Origin of the sequence: Enterobacter cloacae complex sp. IR53041, assembly GCF_049238285.1 — a bacterium.
Classification (GTDB): domain Bacteria; phylum Pseudomonadota; class Gammaproteobacteria; order Enterobacterales; family Enterobacteriaceae; genus Enterobacter; species Enterobacter roggenkampii.
In genome coordinates, this window is record NZ_JBMKHB010000011.1 from 60,473 (window position 1) to 82,003 (window position 21,531).

Consider the following 21,531-nt stretch of genomic DNA (forward strand, 5'->3'; position numbering starts at 1 on the left):
TTACTTGCTCATGGTGGCGATGTTAAACACCTGCTCGAGCATCGGATTAAAGGTGAAGCCTTTGACCTCTTTGTTCATCGCCAGCTGGTAGTTCTTCTGGAACAGATAAACGTAGGCCGCCTCGTCGATGACCACCTTTTGCGCCTGCTGGTAATCTTTGGTGCGTTCCGCCTGGTCCGTGGTTTTCAGCGCGGCCTGCAGCAGGGAATCGACCTCTTTGTTCTCATAGAACGAGCGGTTGCCCGGCAGCCCTTTCTTGTCCGATTCGAACCAGTAGTTCATGAACATGTACGGGTCGGCAAAGTCCGGGCTCCAGTTGCCGATAGCGATGTCGTAATCGCCTTTGCCGACGCGGTCGCGCATGGTGGCGTTGGCCAGTTTTTCCAGCTTGACGTTAATACCGATCTTGCCGAGGCTGGCCTGAGTCGAAAGGGCGATAGGCTCCCAGTTTGGATCGTTGTCCGAGTAGAGGAAGGTCAGGCTGGCGGGCTTGTCTTTGACCTTCTCCAGGGCTGCTTTAGCTTTGGCTTCGTCGAAGCTGTACTGCATGGCCGTGGCGTCAAAGCCCCACATGCCTTCCGGGATCGGGCCGCGCATCTGCTTGCCGTTGCCGCTCAGAATGCCTTTCACCATCCCCTCATAGTCCGTCGCCCAGGAGACCGCGCGGCGTAAATCCACCTGATTGAGCGGCGCTTTGCTGTTGTTGAGGTAGAGGTAGGTCACGCGCAGAGACGGGTATTCGGCGACGGCGACTTTCCCTTCCTGCTTCAGGGCCGCCAGCTGATCGACCGGCAGGGAGTCGGCAATGTCCAGATCGCCTCGGGAAAGCTGCAGACGGCGCGACGCGCTCTCACCGATAATTTTCACCGAGACGCGCTTGAAGTGCGGCTTGTCGCCCGACCAGTGCGGGTTAGGCACCAGCACCAGCTGCTGGCCTTTCTGCCAGCTCTTCAACATAAACGGCCCGGAGCCGGCGGTGTTTTGCGCCAGAAAGCCGCGCGCGTCGTCCGCGGCATTGGCCTTCAGCACCGTCGGGTTAATGATGGAGGCGCCGTCGTTCGCCAGGGTGTAGAGGAAAGGCGCGAACGGCTGGCTGAGGGTGAATTTCACCGTGTGCTCATCAACGGCCTCCACTTTCAGATCTTTCGGGAAGGCTTCAGACGGCCCCTGGCCGAGCTTCAGCAGGCGCTCAAAGGAGAGTTTGACCGCCTCGGCGGTGACCGGCGTGCCGTCGGAGAATTTGGCGTTATCCGCCAGGGTGAAGGTCCACTCTTTCTGGTCGTCGGAAGCTTTCCAGCCCGTCGACAGATCGCCTTCCACCTCGGTAGAGCCTGGCTTGTACTTGACCAGACGCTGGTAGGACGGATAGGTGACGGTCCAGTCGTTGTTATCAATAGTAATGGCCGGATCGAGCGTTTGCGGGTCGGCGGCTTTACCGATGACCAGCATGTCTTTCGGGACGGCAGCCAGCGCCAGCGGGGCGCTCAGGGCCAGCGTGGCGGCAATGAAGGTCGAGAGAAGCGATGTTTTCATGGCAGTGCTCCAGGTTCAAAGAGAGGTGTGCGTCAGGGGAAAACAGGCAAAACGGTCCTCAAGCAGCGGGTAGCTGGCGGCATTCGGCAGTTCGAAGTGCCACCATTCGCTGCCGATCCCGACAAAACCGCCGCCGAACATGATGGCGTTCAACAGCAGACGGTTGCGCTGGGCGTGAGGCGGCACGGAAGGGTGATACGGATGCGAGCGGTCATGCATTTCGTCAAAACCGGCGCCCATATCCAGCACGACGTTATGCTCGTCCATCAGCGTGACGTCGATGGCCGTGCCGCGGCTGTGGTTAGAGCCAATTGCCACGTCGACCACATATTCCGGGTTCGGGCAGGCCTCCCACAGCTGGGCCTGCGCCTGCTGCGGGCGATAGGCGTCGTAGACCACCAGCTTCAGCCCGGCCAGCGTGGCAATGCTGATGGCTTTTGCCAGCGCGGTGGCCGCGTCGGTATGCAGCAGGCACAGCGCCTCCTGGTAAATTGGGCGGCCGGTAATATTGTCGGCGGTGGCGTACTTCAGATCGATATGCAGCGTGGGGAACGTCTTCGCCACATCAATCAGTTCACTCTCTACGGGCATAGCTCCGCTCCTTTAGCGTTCGAATTGACCAAACTCTTGTTGTAATTGTCGGTTTACTGCCAGGCGCGCCGGGAGCGCATCACCCAGCGCTTCCACCACGCCCGACAGCAGCAGGTTGAACAGACAGCTCACGGGGGCAAGTGAATCCCAGAAATGACCGGTATCGGTTTTCACCTGCAGTAAATCCATCTGGTAATCCCGCGCCCACGGGCACCAGATGTCGGTGATTAAGGCCAGCGGAATGCCTTTCTCGCTCGCGACGCGGCAGTACTGGCGCGCCATCGTGGAGTAGGTGCGCGTATCGGTCAGCACGACATAAGGGTGCGCAAACCCGGAGTTAAGGGATTCCACCCAGCTGCCGGAAGCGCCTTCGGCATAGCTCACCCGCGGGCGGAGGTATTCAAGGTGGCTGAAGAAGGCGTTGGCGATCCCGCGCGTGGACTGGATCCCCAGCACAAAGACCGCGTCCGCGTGGGCCAGATGGTGTACCACCTGACGAAAAGCGTCCGTTTGCGCCAGCTGATACACCTGCGTGATGGCGTCTACTTCCAGCGACAGGGCGTGCTGGAGACGGTTGGGCAGGGGGCGCTGCTGCTGCCAGGAGTCGAGGCGCTCGTTCATGCCCCAGGGCTGGTACGGATCGCGCAGGCTCTTTTTGGCATCCTCCAGGTTGCGATATCCCAGCTTGCGCAGGAAGCGTCCGACGGTGATCCCGCTGGTCCCGCTTGCCAGCCCGACGCTCTCCGCCGTTTCAAACGGGATTTGCGCGGCGTGCGCCAGCAGCCAGCTTCCGACCCGCTTTTCGCTGGGCGTGAGCTGGCTGAAGGTCGCCTCGATACGGCTTAACATCTCAGGTTTCGTCGTCATACCGCCTCGCTGTTAACAGGCTGTCAAAAGCTGAATATGTGTTACCGGGTTAACAATGCATGACGCGTGCCAACTTCACAGAAGGGCGAAAACCCGCTGCGCAGTAAACTTCATGCAATATTTCGTTAACCAATGATCAACATTTGTGCAGCGTAGTTCACTTTTGGTGCACTGGCTGACCTGGCAGGGATGAATTTGGTGAATACGTCAGCCCGTTCACATTTTTGATAAGATAGAAAGACAGTGAACATAAAAGGGATCCCGGCATGGCGAATTGGCCCTGGCGAGTCAGCGTGCGCCTGCTGGCGCTTGCAAAGAAAACAGGGATGGTCGTGGGGATCGTCCTGGTCGTCCTGCTGGCGGTGCGGGTCTATCTCTCGCAGCAGGGGCCGGAACTGCACCCGTGGCACACCTGGCGGGCAGATGAGATGTCCGTGCGCGAGCTGGATAACGCCGATTTCGCCGGGTACCTCGCCCGTGAAAAGGCGATTTTCACCGATCTGGATAACGCGGTGACGGCGAAAACAGCGGGCGAGGATCAAACTCCGTTAAACCGCTACTACCGCCAGAGCCTGGTGTGGCCCGGCCAGTTTGCCCCCGATGCCAACCGCTCCTTTGTGCTGATGCCAGCCGGGAAGCCGCGCGGCGCGGTGGTGCTGCTGCACGGCCTGACCGATTCGCCTTACAGCGTCAGGCACCTTGCCGTGAACTATCAGCAGCACGGCTTCGTGGCCGTGGTCCTGCGTCTTCCCGGACACGGCACCGCGCCCGGCGCGCTGACGGACGTGGACTGGGAAATGTGGCTGGCAGCGACGCGGCTTGCCGTGCGGGAAGCCACGCGCCTGACGGGGAATAACGTGCCGCTGCATCTGGTGGGCTACTCCAACGGCGGGGCGCTGGCGATGAAGTATGCCCTCGATGCGCTGGAAGACCCTGCGCTGCGTAAGCCTCAGCAGATGATCCTGCTCTCACCGATGATCGGCGTGACGTCCTTTGCGCGGTTCGCCGGATTCGCCGGGCTACCGGCGCTGCTGCCGCCGTTTGCCAAAGCGGCCTGGCTGAATATCTCCCCGGAATATAATCCGTATAAATACAATTCATTCCCGGTGAACGCCGCCCGCCAGTCGTGGCTGCTGACGAAGGCCCTGCAGGAGCAGATTGGCCGTGAGGCGCGGGAAAACAGGCTGGCGAATTTGCCGCCGGTGCTGGCGTTCCAGTCGGTGATGGACTCTACGGTCAGTACCCGCGCGGTGGTCAGCGGCCTGTTTGACCAGCTTCCGGCAAACGGCAGCGAGCTGGTAGTGTTTGATATCAACCAGGCGGCGAGCTTCCGTCCGCTCTTTAAACCGTCGTCCTGGACGGCCACCACGGCGCTGCTGCCGGTCGCGCAGAGGCGTTACGGTGTCACGATTATCACCAATGCCGGCGAGCACAGTTTCTCGACGGTGGCGAAAATCACGCCGGCAGGCAGCACGCAGGAGACGGTCGTGCCGCTTGCCCAGTCCTGGCCGCAGGATGTTTATTCCCTGTCGCACGTTGCGGTGCCGTTCCCGCCGGATGACGATCTCTATGGTCGTGAACCACGCGTGAAAAACCGCTACGGCATCAGCCTGGGGACGATTGCGCTGTGGGGAGAGACGTCCGTGTTGAGCGTCGGGAAAGAGGCGCTTATGCGGGTCACCTCGAACCCGTTCTACGACTATATGCAGGAGAGGATTAACAGCCGGATCGGGGACCAGAAAAAGTAATGTTCCCTTGTGGCGTGAATATGTTAGGTCGCATTGATTAAGTATGTTACATAGTAGCTTCAAGGCACCTCTCTTTATCACTGGAACCCCTTTTTGTGCTGACGACGCTGATCTACCGAAGCCACTTGAATTTATCCCGCCCGTCCACCGAACTGCGGGAGCTGGTGGAGCGCGCCAGGGGCCGCAACGTAAAACTGAACATTACCGGCGTCCTCCTGGCAAAAGGGAATGACGTTCTGCAGATCCTCGAAGGGTCGGAAGAGAGTGTGGTCAAACTGTTCCATAAAATCCGCGAGGACAAGCGGCACAGCGGGGTAGTAGAACTGCTGCGGGACTATGGTCCGCGCAGACGCTTCGAAAACGTCGGTATGCTGCTGTTCGACCTGCAAACGCAGTTGCCGAAAGAGGTGCTGCAGTCGGTGCTGCGCTACAGCAAGCTGGACAGCTATCTGACCTCCGACGATCGGGTGTTCAAATTTATTCAGACCTTTATAACCGGTAAACGTCCGGCCCCGTCGGGGGCACGCTACACGGCGGACAAATGGACGCTCTCGACCGAAGCGCTTCCCTTTGGCGAACATCTGGGCCTGATTGCCGGGCAAACCTGTCAGTTTGCGCTGCAGCCTATTGTCGAGCCCTCTGAAGGGAAAATCAGCTCCCTTGAGGCGCTTATCCGCGGCAACGACGGCGGCAGCCCGGAGCATTTCTTCAGCACCGTCGACCCGGACAACGTCTACGAAGTCGATCTCCAGACAAAAGCCTATGCCTTTGCGCTGGCGGAAAAGCTGGGCATTGGTAGCCATAAAATCGCCGTCAACCTGCTGCCCATGTCGCTGGTGAATGTCCCTGGCGCGGTGGAATTTCTGGTCGATCAGATTAAAAAACATGGTCTTCAGCCGGAGCAGGTGGTCATTGAAGTCACTGAAAACGAGATGATCTCCGGGCTCAACCAGTTTAACAGCGCCATCAAGCAGCTTCGCGGCGAGGGGATTGGCCTGGCGATCGATGATTTTGGCTCGGGCTATGCCGGGCTTTCGCTGCTTACCCGCTTCCAGCCGGACAAAATTAAAATCGACCGTGAGATTGTCAGCAACATCCACCTGAGCGGCCCAAAACAGGCGATTGTGCGCTCCATCAGCTGCTGCTGCTCCGATCTTGAAATCACCCTGGTGGCCGAAGGCATCGAGAAAATTGAGGAGTGGTGCTGGCTCGAATCGGCCGGGATCCGCCGCTTTCAGGGATTCCTGTTTGCCCGGCCGCAGCTTAATGGCGTCGGCGATATCCACTGGCCGCATCTGGTGCGGTAAGCCAATTTTCCCTCCCGTTATTTCCCCTTTGCCCGGCCTGTGCTTAAATAGCTAAAACGGTTTAACATGGTTTAGCTACGAGGATCACATGAAGAAAATCTGGGTACTTGGCGATGCGGTAGTGGATTTGCTGCCCGATGGAGAAGGTCGATTATTGCAGTGTCCCGGCGGCGCGCCGGCGAACGTCGCGGTCGGTATTGCCCGGCTGGGCGGCCAGAGCGCCTTTATCGGCAGGGTTGGCGACGATCCTTTCGGGCGCTTTATGGCGAAAACGCTCGCTGACGAGCGGGTTGACGTGACGTGGATGCGCCTTGACCCGGCGCACCGCACCTCAACGGTGGTGGTCGATCTCGACGACCACGGCGAGCGCTCGTTTACCTTCATGGTGCGCCCGAGCGCCGATCTGTTTCTCGAACCCGACGACCTGCCGACGTTCAGCGCCGGGGAGTGGCTGCACGTCTGCTCCATCGCCTTAAGCGCCGAGCCGAGCCGGACTGCGACGTTTCAGGCGATGGCCGCCATTCGTGAGGCGGGCGGTTACGTCAGCTTCGACCCCAATATTCGCCCGGACCTCTGGCCGGATGAGAACGCACTGCATGGCTGCCTGGAGCAGGCCCTGCAAAGCGCCGACGTGGTGAAACTTTCGGTAGAAGAGCTGGCCTTTTTCACCGGCAGCGCGGAGGTCAACGTTGGTCTGGAGGTGCTGATGCAGCGCTGCCCGGCACGTCTGGTGCTGGTTACCCAGGGAAAAGCGGGCGTAACCGCGTGGCATGAAGGTAGCGTAAAACACTACCCGGCAACGCCTGTGCAGTGCGTCGATACGACCGGTGCGGGCGATGCCTTTGTGGCGGGGCTGCTCTACGGGCTGGCCGCCGGACAGGACCTGACGCCGGTTATCGCGCTCGCCCAGCGCTGCGGCGCGCTGGCCACCACCGCCAAAGGGGCGATGACCGCGTTGCCCTGGCAGCACGACCTGTAATTTCTCCTCTCCTGGCCGCCATCCGGCGGCCTGAATTGTCGCCTCGATCACACTTACTAAATCGGTTTAGCAAAAAAGATTGCCGATCCAAAATTCACAGGTTTAGTATCAGCAACCTAAACCGGTTTAGCAATTTAGCACGTTTAATGACTTCTTTTAGGGATGCGACAAAATGTATAAAAAACGCAGACTTGCCGTGATGATAGGCATGCTGGCCGGAAGTACCTCTGTTTTTGCCCAGACGGATATGTCCAGTATTGAAGCGCGTCTTGCCGCGATGGAGCAGCGCCTTCAGGACGCGGAAACGCGCGCGCAGGTGGCTGAGAAGCGCGCTGCGGCAGCAGAACAAAAAACGCAGCAGCTGGTTGCCGCTCAGCAGCAGGCGCAAACGACAACCCAGGAGGTGGCGCAGCGCACCACCGCGCTGGAGAAGAAGGCGGATCAGACCGGCGGGTTTGAGTTCCACGGCTATGCCCGCTCTGGCCTGCTGATGAACGATGCCGCCTCCAGCAGCAAAAGCGGCCCTTACCTGACCCCAGCCGGTGAAACCGGCGGTGCGGTAGGGCGTCTGGGTAACGAAGCCGACACCTACGTCGAGCTGAACCTGGAGCACAAGCAAACCCTGGATAACGGGGCGACCACGCGCTTCAAGGCGATGCTGGCCGACGGTCAGAGAACCTATAACGACTGGTCTGCCGATACCAGCGACCTCAATATTCGTCAGGCCTTCGCGGAGCTGGGCAACCTGCCTGATTTTACCGGCGCGCTGAAGGGCAGCACCTTCTGGGCGGGTAAACGCTTCGACCGCGACAACTTTGACATCCACTGGCTGGATTCCGACGTGGTGTTCCTGGCCGGTACCGGCGGCGGCGTTTACGACGTGAAGTGGAACGATTCGCTGCGCAGCAACTTCTCCATTTACGGCCGCAACTTCGGCAGCGTGGAGCAGACCGACAACAACGTTCAGAACTATATCCTCAGCATGAACCACTTCGCCGGCCCGTTCCAGCTGATGGTGAGCGGCCTGCGGGCGAAAGATAACGACGATCGTAAAGACACTAACGGCGATCTGATTAAAACGGATGCCGCCAATCACGGCGTTCATGCCCTGGTAGGCTTGCATAATGAGAGCTTCTACGGCCTGCGTGAAGGGACCGCCAAAACGGCGCTGCTTTATGGTCACGGGCTGGGTGCGGAGGTAAAAAGCATCGGCTCCGACGGCGCGCTGCTGTCTGAGGCGGATACCTGGCGCTTCGCAAGTTACGGTGTCACGCCTATCGGCGGTGGCTGGAGCGTTGCGCCCGCCGTTCTGGCACAGAGCAGTAAAGATCGCTACGTCAAGGGCGATAGCTATGAGTGGGTAACGCTCAATACCCGCCTGATCAAAGAGGTCACCCAGAATTTCGCGCTGGCGTTTGAGGGAAGCTACCAGTACATGGATTTAAACCCGGAGGGCTATAAGGACCGCAACGCCGTGAACGGCAGTTTCTACAAGCTGACCTTTGCGCCGACGTTAAAAGCGAGCAAAATCGGCGATTTCTTCAGCCGTCCTGAACTGCGCCTGTTTGCCACCTGGATGGACTGGAGCAGCAAACTGGATAATTACGCCAGCGATGATGCCTTTGGCAGCAGCGGCTTCAACGCCGGCGGGGAATGGAACTTTGGGGTCCAGATGGAAACCTGGTTTTAACCCATCACGCTCCCGCCTGGCGGGAGCGTTTCGCACATCATAAAAAGAAGTCAGGCAGAGGTATCTATGGATTTTAATCAAATCGCCCGCGAGCTTATTCCGCTGCTCGGTGGCAAGGAAAATATCGCCAGCGCGGCGCACTGCGCAACGCGTCTTCGTCTGGTGCTGGTTGATGACTCGCTTGCCGATCAGCAGGCCATCGGCAAGGTTGACGGCGTGAAAGGCTGCTTCCGTAACGCCGGGCAGATGCAGGTGATTTTTGGTACGGGCGTGGTCAACAAGGTGTACGCCGCATTTATTCAGGCGGCGGGGATTAGCGAATCCAGCAAATCGGAAGCCGCGGATCTGGCGGCACGGAAGCTGAATCCGTTCCAGCGCATTGCCCGCTTACTCTCCAACATCTTTGTGCCGATCATTCCCGCGATTGTGGCGTCCGGTCTGCTGATGGGCCTGCTCGGCATGGTGAAAACCTACGGCTGGGTCAATGCGGATAACGCCATCTACATCATGCTGGACATGTGCAGCTCGGCGGCGTTTATCATTCTGCCTATTCTGATTGGCTTCACCGCCGCGCGCGAATTTGGCGGTAACCCGTACCTCGGCGCGACGCTGGGCGGGATTCTGACCCACCCGGCGCTGACCAACGCCTGGGGCGTGGCGTCGGGCTTCCACACCATGAACTTCTTCGGCCTTGAGATTGCGATGATTGGCTATCAGGGCACGGTATTCCCGGTGCTGCTGGCCGTCTGGTTCATGAGCATCGTCGAGAAAAACCTGCGCCGCGCGATCCCGGATGCGTTAGACCTGATCCTGACGCCGTTCCTCACCGTCGTCATCTCCGGCTTTATCGCCTTGCTGATTATCGGCCCGGCGGGGCGCGCTCTGGGGGACGGTATCTCCTTTATTCTGAGCACGCTGATCGCCCACGCGGGCTGGCTCGCCGGGCTGCTGTTCGGCGGACTTTACTCGGTAATTGTGATCACCGGTATTCACCACAGCTTCCACGCGATTGAAGCCGGGCTGCTGGGGAATCCGTCGATTGGCGTTAACTTCCTGCTGCCGATCTGGGCCATGGCGAACGTGGCGCAGGGTGGCGCCTGTCTGGCGGTGTGGTTCAAAACCAAAGATGCCAAAATCAAAGCCATTACCCTGCCGTCGGCGTTCTCTGCAATGCTGGGCATCACCGAAGCGGCCATTTTTGGTATCAACCTGCGCTTCGTTAAGCCGTTTATCGCCGCGCTGATTGGCGGTGCGGTGGGCGGGGCCTGGGTGGTCTCCGTGCACGTGTACATGACCGCCGTCGGGCTGACCGCCATTCCTGGCATGGCCATCGTGCAGGCCAGCTCGCTGCTGAACTATATTATCGGCATGGTGATTGCCTTCGGCGTGGCGTTTACCGTCTCACTGCTGCTGAAATATAAAACGGACTCTGAATAATGACGTTACCTTCCCGCTGGCCTGCGATCCTGCAGGCCGTTATGACAGGTCAGCCGCGGGCGCTGGCGGACAGCCACTATCCGCAATGGCACGCCGCGCCGGTGACGGGGCTGATGAACGACCCGAACGGGTTTATCTGGTTTGCTGGCCGCTATCACCTGTTCTATCAGTGGAACCCGCTGGACTGCGAGCACCGCTTTAAGTGCTGGGGGCACTGGAGTTCTGCGGACCTGGTGCACTGGCAGCATGAGCCGCTGGCGCTGATGCCCGACGAGGCGTATGACCGCAACGGCTGCTACTCCGGTAGCGCCGTGAATAACGAGGGCGTACTGACCCTGTGCTACACCGGTAACGTCAAGTTCGATGACGGTAGCCGCACCGCCTGGCAGTGCCTGGCCGTGGAGCAGCCGGACGGGACCTTTACGAAGCTGGGGCCGGTGCTGGCGCTGCCGGAAGGCTACACCGGCCACGTGCGCGACCCGAAGGTGTGGCAGCACGAGGGGATGTGGTACATGGTGCTCGGCGCGCAGGATGTGCAGAAGCGCGGCAAGGTGCTGCTGTTTAAATCAGCCGATTTGCACGCCTGGACATCCTGCGGGGAGATCGCCGGTCACGGGGTTAACGGCCTGACGGACGCGGGCTATATGTGGGAGTGTCCGGACCTGTTTGCCCTCGACGGGACGCACGTCCTGATCTGCTGCCCGCAGGGGCTGGCGCGCGAGCCGCATCGCTACCTCAATACCTATCCGGCCACCTGGATGAGCGGGGCGTTTGATTACGCCAGCGCTGCATTCGATCACGGCGAGCTTCACGAGCTGGACGCGGGCTTTGAATTCTACGCCCCACAAACCACGCTGGCGGAAGATGGACGCCGCATTCTGATTGGCTGGATGGGCGTACCGGACGGGGAAGAGATGCTTCAGCCCACCCGGGCGCACGGCTGGATGCACCAGATGACCTGTCCGCGAGAATTGCGCTATCGCGACGGCAGGCTCTGGCAGACCCCGGCGCGCGAGTTGGCGACGCTGCGTGAAGATGAGCAGCACTGGCAGGGGCGCGCCAGCGACGCGCCCGAACTGGACGCGACGCGCCTGGAGTTTGAGCTGGGCGCATCGCAGGTGAACGTCGATTTTGCCGGTGCGCTGCGCCTCACGGTCAATGAGCAGGGCGTGTGTCTGGAGCGCGCGAGCATGAAAACCGGTGAAACGCTGACCCGCTACTGGCTAGGCGACGTCCGTCACTTACGCGTTCTGTGCGACCGCTCCAGCGTCGAAATCTTCATTAACCATGGCGAAGGGGTGATGAGCAGCCGCTATTTTCCTGACCATCCGGCCCGGGTGCGATTCGAAGGTGCGTCCGATATCACATTACGCTACTGGTCGCTGCGCGCCTGCATGATAGAATGAGGGTTTTGGCAGCCGGATCTAAGTCGTTGTGAGAAAAACAAAACGCGTCACCATTAAAGACATCGCGGAGCTGGCGGGTGTGTCAAAAGCCACCGCCAGCCTGGTCCTGAACGGCCGCAGCAAAGAGCTTCGCGTGGCGGAGGAGACGCGCGAGCGCGTGCTGGCAATTGCAAAAGAGCACCACTATCAGCCCAGCATTCACGCCCGGTCGCTGCGCGATAACCGCAGCCACACCATTGGTCTGGTGGTCCCGGAGATCACCAACTACGGTTTTGCCGTCTTTTCGCACGAGCTGGAAACGCTGTGCCGCGAGGCGGGCGTGCAGCTGCTGATTTCCTGCAGCGATGAAAACCCGGGGCAGGAGACGGTGGTGGTGAACAACATGGTGGCGCGTCAGGTGGACGGGCTGATTGTGGCCTCCAGCATGCTCAACGACGCGGACTACCATAAGCTGAGCGAGCAGCTGCCGGTGGTTCTGTTTGACCGTCACATCAACGACAGCGCGCTGCCGCTGGTGATCACCGATTCCATCACCCCGACGACCGAACTGGTGGCGGACATTGCGCGCCAGCATCCTGATGAGTTCTACTTCCTCGGCGGCCAGCCCCGTTTATCCCCGACGCGCGATCGTCTTGAAGGCTTTAAGCAAGGTCTGCGAGAGGCCGACGTGGCGCTGCGCCCCGAGTGGATCATTCACGGCAACTATCACCCGAGCTCCGGTTACGAGATGTTTGCTGAACTCTGCGCCCGCCTGGGGCGTCCGCCGAAAGCGCTCTTCGCCGCCGCCTGCGGGCTGCTGGAAGGGGTGCTGCGCTATATGGGCCAGCATAACCTGCTGCAAAGCGATATCAGGTTAGCCAGTTTTGACGATCACTATCTCTACGATTCGCTGACGATCCCGGTGGATACCATTCGTCAGGATAACCGCCAACTGGCGTGGCACTGCTTTGATTTGATTAGCAAATTAATCGAGGGCGAGACGCCGCAGCCGTTGCAGCGCAAGCTCAATGCCACCCTGCAGCGACGCTATAAGTCAGCGAAATAGCCCGGTTCGATACTTCAATAACTTTAATTAATTTAAGTTTTGGAATGGCCGATAACCATAAGGAATAATTCTCCTTGAGGTATTGGTTTATGTCGTTGAAAAAGTCGTCCCTGATTGTCCTGTTCTCGCTGCTTTTCTTCTTTGTTATCAGCACCGTAACCAGCGTTGGCATCATCATTAAAAGTAATAATTCCCTGGATAACGTCAACAAAGAGATCCAGGTTGTGCTGTCCATTATTGACCCCATCAACCACAGCCGTACGCTGCGCGTGCGGGTGATGGAGTATGTGAAGATGGTGGAAGCGGGCAACGCGGCGGACGGCGCTGCAAAGCTGACCGCCGTGAAAGAGGCGCTGACCAAAGCGGACCACGCCTTTGCGGCCTTTATGGCGTCGCCGCGTCTGAGCGATGAAGCGCCGCTGGTGACTGCCTATCAGGACGCCTGGCAAAACTACCGCAACCAGGGGCTGGCGCCGCTCATCGACGCCGCCGAGGCGCACGATGTCGCCAAATTTAACGCGCTGATCCCGGAAGTCTCCCGCCTCGACCGCCAGTACGAGATTGTTCTCGACCAGGTGCTTTCCGTCCACCAGAAATACGCCAAAAGCCTGAACGAAGATGCGAGCAGTAGCTTCGTCTCCGGCCTGGCGATCGTTGCTGCTATCGCCAGCCTGTTTGTGGTGGTGATTATCGCCGTTAGCCTGCTGATGAAGCGCTTTGTCTTTGCGCCGATCAACCTGGCGCGCGAGCACTGCAGCCAGATTGCGGCAGGTAAGCTGGACATTCCGGTGCCGGTGAAGGGGAGTACAGGCAACGAAATCGACCATCTGATGGGCTCGATGGAGCAGATGCGTCAGGCGCTGCTGGCGACCATCGCCCAGGTGCGCGATGCGAGTCATACCGTGACGCACGCCGCCCAGGAGATTGCCTCCGGGAATATCGACCTGGCGTCTCGCACCGAGCAGCAGGCTTCCGCGTTGACCCAGACGGCAGCGAGCATGGAAGAGCTGAGCGCGACGGTGGCGAACAATACCGACAATGTGTATCAGGCCGGGAAGCTGGTGCAGGACGCGGTGAAAAATGCCCACACCGGTGAAGCGGTAACCCGTGAAGTTATCGACACGATGAATACCATCGCGGCGAACTCGAAGCGTATTGAAGACATCACCAGCGTGATTAACAGCATTGCCTTCCAGACCAACATCCTGGCGCTGAACGCGGCGGTTGAAGCGGCGCGCGCCGGTACCCAGGGACGCGGCTTTGCGGTCGTGGCCAGCGAAGTGCGCACTCTGGCGCAGAAAAGCGCGGTGGCGGCGAAAGACATCGAAAGCCTGATTGCCCAGTCGGTTTCCAGCGTGAAAAACGGTGCGGAGCTGGTGAGCCGCTCGGGCGAAGTGATTGACTCAATTATTTCGTCGGTGAATAAAGTGAATACGCTGATGGAGCAGATCTCCGTCGCCTCCGAAGAGCAGAGCCGCGGGATCGGCCAGGTCGGGCAGGCGGTGACCGAGATGGACGGCGTGACGCAGCAGAACGCCGCACTGGTGCAGCAGTCCGCTGCGGCAGCGGCCTCGCTGGAAGAGCAGGCGCAGCAGCTTTCGCGGAGTATTTCGAGTTTTAGTTTGCCGGTGCAGGCTTGATGGTATTAAGGAGGCTCCTCAGGGAGCCTTTTATATTACTGTCATACATAAAGTCTTGCCTGCTTACTCTTTGAATTTGTTTCAGTACCACTTATTGTATTTCACATATATAACAGAAATAACAATCACCCAAACGACGCTGAGTAAAGCAGCATGCCCCGGTATAAACCGTACAAACAGATATATTCCAATTACAATAAGCAACGCAGGAACCAGATAAAAAAACGACTTCAAAAGCCATAAAATTGCTTGTTTCATTTCCGCAGTATCTCGTACAAGGCGTCGCCTATCACTTGCTCGTTATTATCCCCAGAGTTTACCTGATAAATGATTTCAGACATTTGTGGTTCGATTAAGAAGTATAACATCTCGATATTTTCTTTATAAAGTGCCTGGTAGTACTGCGGATCCTGAAATTTGAGTCGATTAGCCGCAGATGTTGCTACCTGAGCCTTTGAGTAAAGCGTTGCGCCATTTACAAACTCATCTTCCTGGCATTGTTATCAATCATACTGGCCGTCATTGCTATTGCATTGGTTAAGCGAATTCTTCGTACGAGATGATTTGCTTTCGAGCGACTCATAGCACCCGCCAGCCGTTACCGCTATGAGTCCAAAACCGTCAGCACAAAAATTTTCATTCCCCCCAGCAATATTTCCCTCCCTCATCCGTCTACCTCATCACACGCCATAATCAGTTACGGTAAACGAGGTAAACACCATGAGAGATTTTGAAATGCACGGCAGAGGTCACGGGCGCGGATTCGGTCGCCACCGTATGGGCAAAGGTTTAATCATCGGTGCGGTGATTTTCATCGTGCTCGGCCTGCTGGTGATGTCCCTGTGGAACGCCTTGCTCCCGGCGATCCTGGGCGTGAAGGCCATCGGCTTCTGGCAGGCGCTGGGCATTCTGGTGCTGAGCCGCATTCTGTTTGGCGGGCTGGGGTTCCGCCCCGGGATGTTTGGCGCGCACCGCCGGATGCACGAGCGCTGGATGAACATGACGCCCGAACAGCGTGAGGCGTTTATTCAGCAGCGCCGCGAAGGGTTCGGTCGCCACGGACGCGGTCACTGCGGCTGGCACGGTCATCGTGACGATAAGCGCGATGACGCTACGCCAAAAGCGCCGGACGCGGAGTGAGCGAGATGAAAGCCGGGGAGGCGGGCGGATCCATGCTGATGTCGGCGCTCAATGCCTGCCGCGCCCGGCTGAAAGCCTTCATTCGCGGACGGACGTCCGTTCGCGATGATGCCGACGACATTTTGCAGGAAGTGACGTATCAGCTGATGAAAGTGGAGCAGCCGGTCGAAAACGTCGCCGCCTGGCTGTTCCGCGCGGCGCGTAACGAGATGACCGACCGGGCGCGTAAAAAGCGCGAGGTGTCGCTCTCCGGCTATTTTACGGGCGAAGACGACGACGGTTTTCCGGAAGACGAGCTGGCCGAAACCCTGTTTGGCGTACCGCACACGCCGGAGGAGGAGTACCTCAAAACGCTGCTGTGGGAAGAGCTGGGGCAGGCGCTGTCAGAACTCCCGCCGCCGCAGCGGGAGGTATTTGAAAAGACCGAGCTCCACGGCTACAGCATTAAAATGCTGGCAGAGGAGACCGGCGCCAGCGAACAGGCGCTGTTATCCCGCAAGCACAAGGCGGTGCTGTTTCTGCGCACGCGGCTGCGGGACGTCTATGACGCGCTGACGGGCGAATAGCGGCGACAGACAAAACCTTACACTTCCGGCACTTGTAGATTCATCACTATCGTTTATGATCGGGGCGTCTTGTCACTCTGGAATCTTATGCGCAACCGTCAGCTCCTCGGAAAATGGCTTTTGATTATCACCTGTCTCGCGATGGCGCTTTGCCTCGTGCAGCGGGCGGTGATGCTCAACCATTTTTTACAGGGACTGGATCCGCAGATTTCGCTGAGTGCAGATGCCCCGACTCAATCCAGCAACACTGAACAACCCGGCCCGTCGCCGTGTCAGCTCGGCGCGCACTCGCTGCTTTGCGCCCAGCCGCTGTTCTTCGACGGTGCATTACCGGCCATTATTATCTTCTTCGCGCTGCTGCAGCTGTTGACGCAAGGGCGGGCACTGGCTCCCGCGGAACAGCCCGTTCAGGCACCGCCTCCCCGAATACACCTGAAAAACTGCGTTTTCCGTGAATGAAAAACATCGTCCTCACACGATAATTTTTCACTGTTCACGGAGTACAACATGGTTAACCTCTTCAGGGGATTCGTCTTCCTGTGGCTGTCCTGCATCGGCATTGTCCATGCGGCGGACACCGGCTGGCTGGTCTCCCCACAAAACGATCACGCCCGCATCCGCTTTCAGGCGGAGAGGGAGCAAACGCACATTAAGGGTCTGCTCACCGTTGAGCTAAAGCCCGGCTGGAAAACCTACTGGCGATCGCCGGGCGAGGGCGGCGTGGCCCCGAAAATCAGCTGGCCGGAAGGCGTAACGGACAGCTGGTCCTGGCCGGTACCGTCGCGTTTCGATATCTCCGGCATGACGACGCAGGGCTATCACGATAAGGTCACTATCCCGATCGTTCTCGACGGGGTGAAGGGCGACACGCTCGACGGGACGCTCACGCTCTCCACGTGCAGCAACGTGTGTCTGCTGATGGACTACCCTCTGCACCTCGATTTTACCCAGCCGGTGGATGAGGGCTTCCGCAGCGCCTTCGAGCAAGCGATGCGCGCCGTGCCCGGCACGTCGGGCGTGTCTTCCCATCTGTCCGCCTGGCTTTCCGACGGCAATCTGGTGATTACCGGCACCACGGACGGGAAATGGGACAATCCGGGGATCTACTTTGACCCGCTGGAGGGCGATATTCTGCCCGGCGAGCCGGTCATTAAACACGACGGCACTGCGCTTCGGGTGACGGTGCCCGTGACCGACGAATGGGGAGACAAACCCGCCTCGCTGGCAGGCAAGAGGCTGTCGTTTGTGCTGACCAACGGCGATCGGGCGCAGCAAACCACCATGCGCGTTGGGACAACGCCCGAAGAGACCTCCGTGCCGGACGGGACGGGAAAAATGGTGCTCTTTGCGCTATTAGGCGGGCTGATCCTCAACCTGATGCCCTGCCTGCTGCCGGTAATGGGCATGAAGCTTAACAGCATCCTGCAGGCGGGATCGGACAGGCGTGCCATCCGGCTGCGCTTTCTGGCCACCAGCGCCGGGATCCTCACCTCCTTCATGCTGCTGGCCGGGATGGTCACCGCGCTGAAGCTGGCCGGAGCGTCGCTGGGGGGGGGCATTCAGTTCCAGAACCCGTGGTTTATCGGCCTGATGGTTGCCGTGACCTTCCTGTTTGCGCTGAACCTGTTTGGGGCGTTTGAAATGCTGCTGCCTTCTGCCGCCGCAGGACGGCTGGCGACGGCAGGGGGATCGGGGATTGGCGGCAGCTTCTGCGAAGGGATGTTCGCCACGCTGCTGGCAACGCCGTGCTCCGCGCCGTTCCTCGGTACCGCGGTCGCCTTTGCCCTTGGCGCGCCGCTGCACGCCCTGTGGCTGATCTTCCTGATGCTCGGCGTGGGCATGAGCCTGCCGTGGCTGTTTGTCGCCATGGTGCCGAAAGCGGCCATGCTGCTGCCGAAACCCGGCCGCTGGATGAACACGCTCAGGGTCATCCTCGGCATGATGATGCTGGCCTCCAGCCTCTGGCTGGCGACGCTGTTGAGCGTGCATCTGGGCGAGGCGGTCAGCCAGATCGTGATTCTGTGGCTGACTGTCGTCGCGCTGGTGCTGTTTGCGCTAAAGGGGCAAAAATCTTCGCCGCTTTTCTGGGTGGTGGTCATCGCGCTGTCGGCGTTCGGCGGGTATCAGGTGCGCGGTCTGCTTAACGCGCCGCCTGACGCTCCGGCACAAAGCGTTGCGCAGACTATCCCGTGGCAGCCGCTCAGTGAAGAGGCTATCGAGAACGCGCTGGCGCAGGGGAAACGGGTGTTTGTGGATATCTCCGCGGACTGGTGCGTGACGTGCAAAGTTAACGAGCACCGCGTACTCAGTCAGCCGGACGTGATTGCCGCGCTGCGCCAGCCGGACGTGGTGGCCCTGCGCGGGGACTGGAGCCAGCCGTCCGCGTTTATCGCGGATTTTCTGGCGAAGCGAAACCGCTACGCCATTCCGTTTAACGCGGTGTATGGCCCCGGCCTGCCTGATGGCGAAATCCTCTCGCCGCTGCTGGACAAGCGCACCCTGGTCACCACCCTGAACAACGCAAAAGGCTAACTGTGTCATGAAAAAATTCTTTATTACGCTTCTGCTCCTGCTGGCCCCGCTTCAGGTATTCGCCGCGCAGCCGCTGACGCCGGACCAGGAGCAGCGCGTGCAGAAGACGATAGCTGATTTCCTGTTTAACGATCCAAACTCCCCGCGCATCGGCGCGAAAAACCCAAAGCTCACCCTGGTGGTGTTTACCGACTACAACTGCCCGTACTGTAAAAAATTCGATCCGTACCTGGAGAAGATTGTCGAAAAACACCCGGACGTGGCGGTGGTCTTTAAGTTTTTACCTTTCCGCTCGGAAAGTTCGCTGACCGCCGCACGAGACGCGTTAACCGTCTGGCGTGCGCATCCTGAGAAGTTTATGAAGCTGAACCACACCCTGATGGCGAAAAAGGGGTACCACGATGACGCCAGCATTCAGGAGGCGCAAAAGCGGGCGGGCGTGAGCGTGACGACGCCGGACGAGGAGAGTTCTCTGACGATCAGGCGCAGCCTCATTGTGGCGGAAAAAATGGGGATCCAGGGCACGCCCGCCACGCTTATCGGCGAGGGGCTGCTTCCCGGCTGGGTGCCGTTCGAACAATTCGACGAAATGGTCAGTGAAGCACTGAAAAACCGCTAACCTGAAGGGGGCGAAATGCCCCCGATAAACCGGAGAGGGAAATGAGAAAATTACTGTTACTTTCGGCGCTGGCGACGTCAGGGCTGGTACAGGCGGCTGAAGCCATACCGGATGTGGTGAAGCACTTCAGCGAGCAGCAGAACATTAAAATCATCAAGAAGCTGGATGCGCCGGGCGGGGCGCCAGCCTGGCTGGGGCAGTATCAGGATATGGGCGTGACGCTCTTTCTTACGCCGGACGGCAAGCACGTGATCTCAGGTTATCTTTATGATGACAAAGGGAAGAACCTCAGCGAGGGCTACTTCCAGAAAGAGATCTATGCCCCGATGGGACGCGAGATGTGGAAAAACCTCAACGCGGCGCATCCCCTGAAGGAAGGGGCGGATAACGCCCCGCGCAAGGTCTTTGTCTTCGCCGATCCGTTCTGCCCATACTGCAAGCAGTTCTGGGCCGAAGCGCAGCCGTGGGTGAAGGCGGGCAAGGTTCAGATCAACACGCTGCTGGTGGCGTTTCTTAACCCCAACAGCGGGCGTAACGCCTCTGCGATCCTGAATGCGAAAGATCCGGTTTCGGCCTGGCGCGAGTATGAGCTCTCCGGCGGTAAAAAATTACCCAAGCCTGAAGGCGAGGCTTCCAGCGAAACGGTAGCGATCCTGCAAAAACATCAGGCGCTGATGGACAGTCTGGGCGCAAACGCCACGCCGGCAATTTACTATCTGAATGCGGAAAATGAGCTGCAGCAGGTGGTGGGGATGCCGGATGCGCAGCAGCTCGAGGCGATGTTCGGGCCGAAGCCGTAAAAAACAGGCAGAAACGGGCGTTTCTGCCTGATCGTTACTTAGCTACCCCAGCGTCCACGGAGATAGTTTACCGCCTGCTGGGTCTGCGGCTGGTTCAGATAATCTTCCCGGAACAGGATGGTGCCGTTGACGTTGGGCAGCGAATCGTTGAGATCGAGCTGCTTTTTCAGCTCCGGCACGCCGCCCTGAACCGTCCAGTCCGGCTCTTTTTTCGACGGCTCGCCAACCTTGTAGAACGCAATGCCGATATACAGGCGAGTGTGGGTCGGCTTCACCACGTCGGCCCACCATCTGGTCAGCACGTCGTAGCGTGCGGCATCCCGGGAGAAGGGCCAGTAAATCTGCGGCGCGATGTAGTCCAGCAGGCCCTGCTGCACCCACTGACGCGTATCGGCGTAGGATTCATCATAGGCCGCGGCGCCGCGGGTGTCGGAGCCTGCCGGGTCAAAGGAGCGGTTGCGCCACACGCCCGCCGGGCTGACGCCAAACTCCACGTTGGGTTTTGTCTGCTTGATCGCGCGGGAGACCTGGACAATCAGCTGCTGCGTGTTGTGTCTTCGCCAGTCGGCTTTTGAGGCAAACCCCTGGCCGTACTGCCGCCAGCTCTGCGCGTCATTGAGCGCGGATCCCGGCGATTCGGCATAGAAGTAATCATCAAACTGCACGCCGTCTACCGGGTAGTTCGCCACCACTTCGGTGACCACTTTGGTTATCCAGTCGCGCACCTCCGGAATGCCCGGGTCGAGCACAAAGCGGTCACCCGAGATGCGGACCCATTCCGGATGCTGGACATAAACGCTGGACGGCGTCTGGTATGACGTCCGGTTCAGGGCGGCGATGGTGGACGGTTTGGTGTTGGTCGATACGCGATAGGGGTTAAACCAGGCATGGACCTTCATGCCGCGCTTGTGCGCTTCATCGAGCATAAACTGCAGCGGATCGTACCCCGGATACTCACCGATGTTGCCGGTCAGCATATCTGACCACGGTAAAATTTTGGATGACCAGAGCGCCGTGCTGTCCGGCTTCACCTGGAAAAATACCGTGTTGATGCCGAGTTGCTTAAGGTTGTCGAGCTTTGCGATCAGCGCCTGCTTTTGCATCGCGATGCGCTGGTCCGCGCTGCGGCCATTCACCGAGGCCACCGGCGGCCAGTCGAGACGCGAGACGGTCGCCAGCCAGATGCCGCGCATCGGGGCGTTTGCCTGCGGCGTCGGTTTACTGACGGTGGGAAGAGGGGTAACCAGTGATTTGGATGGTTTTGAGGAGCAGCTTACAAGTAAAAGCGCGCAGGCAGCCAGCGCACCAATCCGTTTTACGTGTCGCGTCATTTGCGTATTAGCTCTTGATAATCCTGCTGTTGGCCCAGGGATTAAAGGCGGGCGCCGCCTGCGCTGTATTTCCCTCATCGTTGAGAGAGTCCAGATACAGGGCTTCAACCTCCGCGCGCGCCCACGGGGTGCGGCGCAGAAATTTCAGGCTCGATTTAACGCTGGGGTCTTTTCTGAAACAGTTAATTTTGATGCGGTCACCCAACTCGCTCCAGCCATATTTCGCCACCAGCGCGTTGACCATCATCTCCAGCGTTACGCCATGCAAAGGATCTTTGGAAATATGTGCAGTCATAGGCG

Annotated in this window: 19 protein-coding genes; 14 read left to right on the forward strand and 5 right to left on the reverse strand. The window is 59.1% G+C overall.

Annotated features, from left to right (window positions below; all coding sequences use genetic code 11):
• From ACOTXF_RS10225 to ACOTXF_RS10235, 3 genes are read right to left on the reverse strand one after another with little or no spacing between them, the layout of a single operon-like run.
• The gene (locus tag ACOTXF_RS10225) at positions 1 to 1,533 is read right to left on the reverse strand and encodes an ABC transporter substrate-binding protein (protein WP_048963024.1); all 1,533 of its coding nucleotides are present in this window, start codon (positions 1,531 to 1,533) and stop codon (positions 1 to 3) included.
• Between the two features lie 15 nt (positions 1,534 to 1,548).
• Positions 1,549 to 2,124, reverse strand: coding sequence for a D-alanyl-D-alanine dipeptidase (ddpX, locus tag ACOTXF_RS10230; RefSeq protein ID WP_047745628.1), 576 nt, complete (start codon positions 2,122 to 2,124; stop codon positions 1,549 to 1,551).
• 12 nt (positions 2,125 to 2,136) lie between these two features.
• On the reverse strand, positions 2,137 to 2,991 hold the full coding sequence (locus ACOTXF_RS10235) for a MurR/RpiR family transcriptional regulator (RefSeq protein WP_047745629.1): 855 nt from the start codon (positions 2,989 to 2,991) through the stop codon (positions 2,137 to 2,139).
• Between the two features lie 266 nt (positions 2,992 to 3,257).
• On the opposite strand from ACOTXF_RS10235, the gene ACOTXF_RS10240 reads away from it, so the two are divergent.
• The 14 genes from ACOTXF_RS10240 to dsbG all read left to right on the forward strand — a co-directional run bounded on the left by ACOTXF_RS10240 (position 3,258) and on the right by dsbG (position 19,900).
• Positions 3,258 to 4,739, forward strand: a complete 1,482-nt coding sequence (locus ACOTXF_RS10240) for an alpha/beta hydrolase (RefSeq protein ID WP_047745631.1) — start codon at positions 3,258 to 3,260, stop codon at positions 4,737 to 4,739.
• Between the two features lie 95 nt (positions 4,740 to 4,834).
• Positions 4,835 to 6,046: a diguanylate phosphodiesterase gene (locus tag ACOTXF_RS10245; protein ID WP_047745634.1), complete on the forward strand. Its 1,212-nt coding sequence runs from the start codon at positions 4,835 to 4,837 to the stop codon at positions 6,044 to 6,046.
• A gap of 88 nt (positions 6,047 to 6,134) precedes the next feature.
• A complete protein-coding gene (locus ACOTXF_RS10250) occupies positions 6,135 to 7,025 on the forward strand; it encodes an aminoimidazole riboside kinase (RefSeq protein ID WP_032674834.1) in 891 nt (296 codons plus the stop codon).
• A 172-nt stretch (positions 7,026 to 7,197) separates the two neighbouring features.
• Positions 7,198 to 8,715, forward strand: a complete 1,518-nt coding sequence (locus ACOTXF_RS10255) for a carbohydrate porin (protein WP_021240175.1) — start codon at positions 7,198 to 7,200, stop codon at positions 8,713 to 8,715.
• A gap of 66 nt (positions 8,716 to 8,781) precedes the next feature.
• The gene (locus tag ACOTXF_RS10260) at positions 8,782 to 10,152 is read left to right on the forward strand and encodes a sucrose-specific PTS transporter subunit IIBC (protein ID WP_047745636.1); all 1,371 of its coding nucleotides are present in this window, start codon (positions 8,782 to 8,784) and stop codon (positions 10,150 to 10,152) included.
• Positions 10,152 to 11,558, forward strand: a complete 1,407-nt coding sequence (locus tag ACOTXF_RS10265; protein WP_047745638.1) for a sucrose-6-phosphate hydrolase — start codon at positions 10,152 to 10,154, stop codon at positions 11,556 to 11,558. The genes ACOTXF_RS10260 and ACOTXF_RS10265 overlap by 1 nt, the downstream gene beginning before the upstream one ends.
• Before the next feature lie 28 nt (positions 11,559 to 11,586).
• The gene (locus ACOTXF_RS10270; protein ID WP_047745640.1) at positions 11,587 to 12,603 is read left to right on the forward strand and encodes a LacI family DNA-binding transcriptional regulator; all 1,017 of its coding nucleotides are present in this window, start codon (positions 11,587 to 11,589) and stop codon (positions 12,601 to 12,603) included.
• An 89-nt stretch (positions 12,604 to 12,692) separates the two neighbouring features.
• Entirely contained in the window at positions 12,693 to 14,243 is a 1,551-nt protein-coding gene (locus ACOTXF_RS10275) for a methyl-accepting chemotaxis protein (RefSeq protein WP_021240172.1), read from the forward strand.
• 720 nt (positions 14,244 to 14,963) lie between these two features.
• Entirely contained in the window at positions 14,964 to 15,383 is a 420-nt protein-coding gene (locus tag ACOTXF_RS10280) for a hypothetical protein (RefSeq protein WP_032674830.1), read from the forward strand.
• A gap of 5 nt (positions 15,384 to 15,388) precedes the next feature.
• A complete protein-coding gene (locus ACOTXF_RS10285) occupies positions 15,389 to 15,949 on the forward strand; it encodes an RNA polymerase sigma factor (protein WP_045354144.1) in 561 nt (186 codons plus the stop codon).
• An 87-nt stretch (positions 15,950 to 16,036) separates the two neighbouring features.
• Complete coding sequence (locus ACOTXF_RS10290; RefSeq protein WP_048963023.1) at positions 16,037 to 16,408, forward strand: hypothetical protein; 372 nt, start codon at positions 16,037 to 16,039, stop codon at positions 16,406 to 16,408.
• Between the two features lie 48 nt (positions 16,409 to 16,456).
• The gene (locus ACOTXF_RS10295; RefSeq protein WP_316937437.1) at positions 16,457 to 18,481 is read left to right on the forward strand and encodes a protein-disulfide reductase DsbD family protein; all 2,025 of its coding nucleotides are present in this window, start codon (positions 16,457 to 16,459) and stop codon (positions 18,479 to 18,481) included.
• A 7-nt stretch (positions 18,482 to 18,488) separates the two neighbouring features.
• On the forward strand, positions 18,489 to 19,100 hold the full coding sequence (locus tag ACOTXF_RS10300; protein ID WP_232926910.1) for a DsbA family protein: 612 nt from the start codon (positions 18,489 to 18,491) through the stop codon (positions 19,098 to 19,100).
• A gap of 41 nt (positions 19,101 to 19,141) precedes the next feature.
• Entirely contained in the window at positions 19,142 to 19,900 is a 759-nt protein-coding gene (gene dsbG, locus ACOTXF_RS10305; RefSeq protein ID WP_150319484.1) for a thiol:disulfide interchange protein DsbG, read from the forward strand.
• A gap of 38 nt (positions 19,901 to 19,938) precedes the next feature.
• On the opposite strand, the gene ACOTXF_RS10310 is transcribed toward dsbG, so the two are convergent.
• Positions 19,939 to 21,231, reverse strand: a complete 1,293-nt coding sequence (locus tag ACOTXF_RS10310) for a glycoside hydrolase family 10 protein (RefSeq protein WP_045415845.1) — start codon at positions 21,229 to 21,231, stop codon at positions 19,939 to 19,941.
• A 7-nt stretch (positions 21,232 to 21,238) separates the two neighbouring features.
• Positions 21,239 to 21,526 carry a VF530 family DNA-binding protein gene (locus tag ACOTXF_RS10315; RefSeq protein WP_045415848.1) on the reverse strand — a complete coding sequence of 96 codons (288 nt, stop codon included), beginning with the start codon at positions 21,524 to 21,526 and terminating at the stop codon, positions 21,239 to 21,241.
• Between the last annotated feature and the right edge of the window lie 5 nt (positions 21,527 to 21,531).

What these genes read in the sequence shown, in the direction of transcription:
- ACOTXF_RS10235 (WP_047745629.1), bottom strand. Translation starts at nt 2,991, where the DNA reads ATGACGACGAAACCTGAGATGTTAAGCCGTATCGAGGCGACCTTCAGC.
- ACOTXF_RS10290 (WP_048963023.1), top strand. Translation starts at nt 16,037, where the DNA reads ATGCGCAACCGTCAGCTCCTCGGAAAATGGCTTTTGATTATCACCTGT.
- ACOTXF_RS10255 (WP_021240175.1), top strand. Translation starts at nt 7,198, where the DNA reads ATGTATAAAAAACGCAGACTTGCCGTGATGATAGGCATGCTGGCCGGA.
- ACOTXF_RS10280 (WP_032674830.1), top strand. Translation starts at nt 14,964, where the DNA reads ATGAGAGATTTTGAAATGCACGGCAGAGGTCACGGGCGCGGATTCGGT.
- ACOTXF_RS10300 (WP_232926910.1), top strand. Translation starts at nt 18,489, where the DNA reads ATGAAAAAATTCTTTATTACGCTTCTGCTCCTGCTGGCCCCGCTTCAG.
- ACOTXF_RS10265 (WP_047745638.1), top strand. Translation starts at nt 10,152, where the DNA reads ATGACGTTACCTTCCCGCTGGCCTGCGATCCTGCAGGCCGTTATGACA.
- ACOTXF_RS10310 (WP_045415845.1), bottom strand. Translation starts at nt 21,231, where the DNA reads ATGACGCGACACGTAAAACGGATTGGTGCGCTGGCTGCCTGCGCGCTT.
- ddpX (WP_047745628.1), bottom strand. Translation starts at nt 2,124, where the DNA reads ATGCCCGTAGAGAGTGAACTGATTGATGTGGCGAAGACGTTCCCCACG.
- ACOTXF_RS10285 (WP_045354144.1), top strand. Translation starts at nt 15,389, where the DNA reads ATGAAAGCCGGGGAGGCGGGCGGATCCATGCTGATGTCGGCGCTCAAT.
- ACOTXF_RS10260 (WP_047745636.1), top strand. Translation starts at nt 8,782, where the DNA reads ATGGATTTTAATCAAATCGCCCGCGAGCTTATTCCGCTGCTCGGTGGC.
- ACOTXF_RS10315 (WP_045415848.1), bottom strand. Translation starts at nt 21,526, where the DNA reads ATGACTGCACATATTTCCAAAGATCCTTTGCATGGCGTAACGCTGGAG.
- ACOTXF_RS10275 (WP_021240172.1), top strand. Translation starts at nt 12,693, where the DNA reads ATGTCGTTGAAAAAGTCGTCCCTGATTGTCCTGTTCTCGCTGCTTTTC.
- ACOTXF_RS10225 (WP_048963024.1), bottom strand. Translation starts at nt 1,533, where the DNA reads ATGAAAACATCGCTTCTCTCGACCTTCATTGCCGCCACGCTGGCCCTG.
- ACOTXF_RS10250 (WP_032674834.1), top strand. Translation starts at nt 6,135, where the DNA reads ATGAAGAAAATCTGGGTACTTGGCGATGCGGTAGTGGATTTGCTGCCC.
- ACOTXF_RS10240 (WP_047745631.1), top strand. Translation starts at nt 3,258, where the DNA reads ATGGCGAATTGGCCCTGGCGAGTCAGCGTGCGCCTGCTGGCGCTTGCA.
- dsbG (WP_150319484.1), top strand. Translation starts at nt 19,142, where the DNA reads ATGAGAAAATTACTGTTACTTTCGGCGCTGGCGACGTCAGGGCTGGTA.
- ACOTXF_RS10295 (WP_316937437.1), top strand. Translation starts at nt 16,457, where the DNA reads ATGGTTAACCTCTTCAGGGGATTCGTCTTCCTGTGGCTGTCCTGCATC.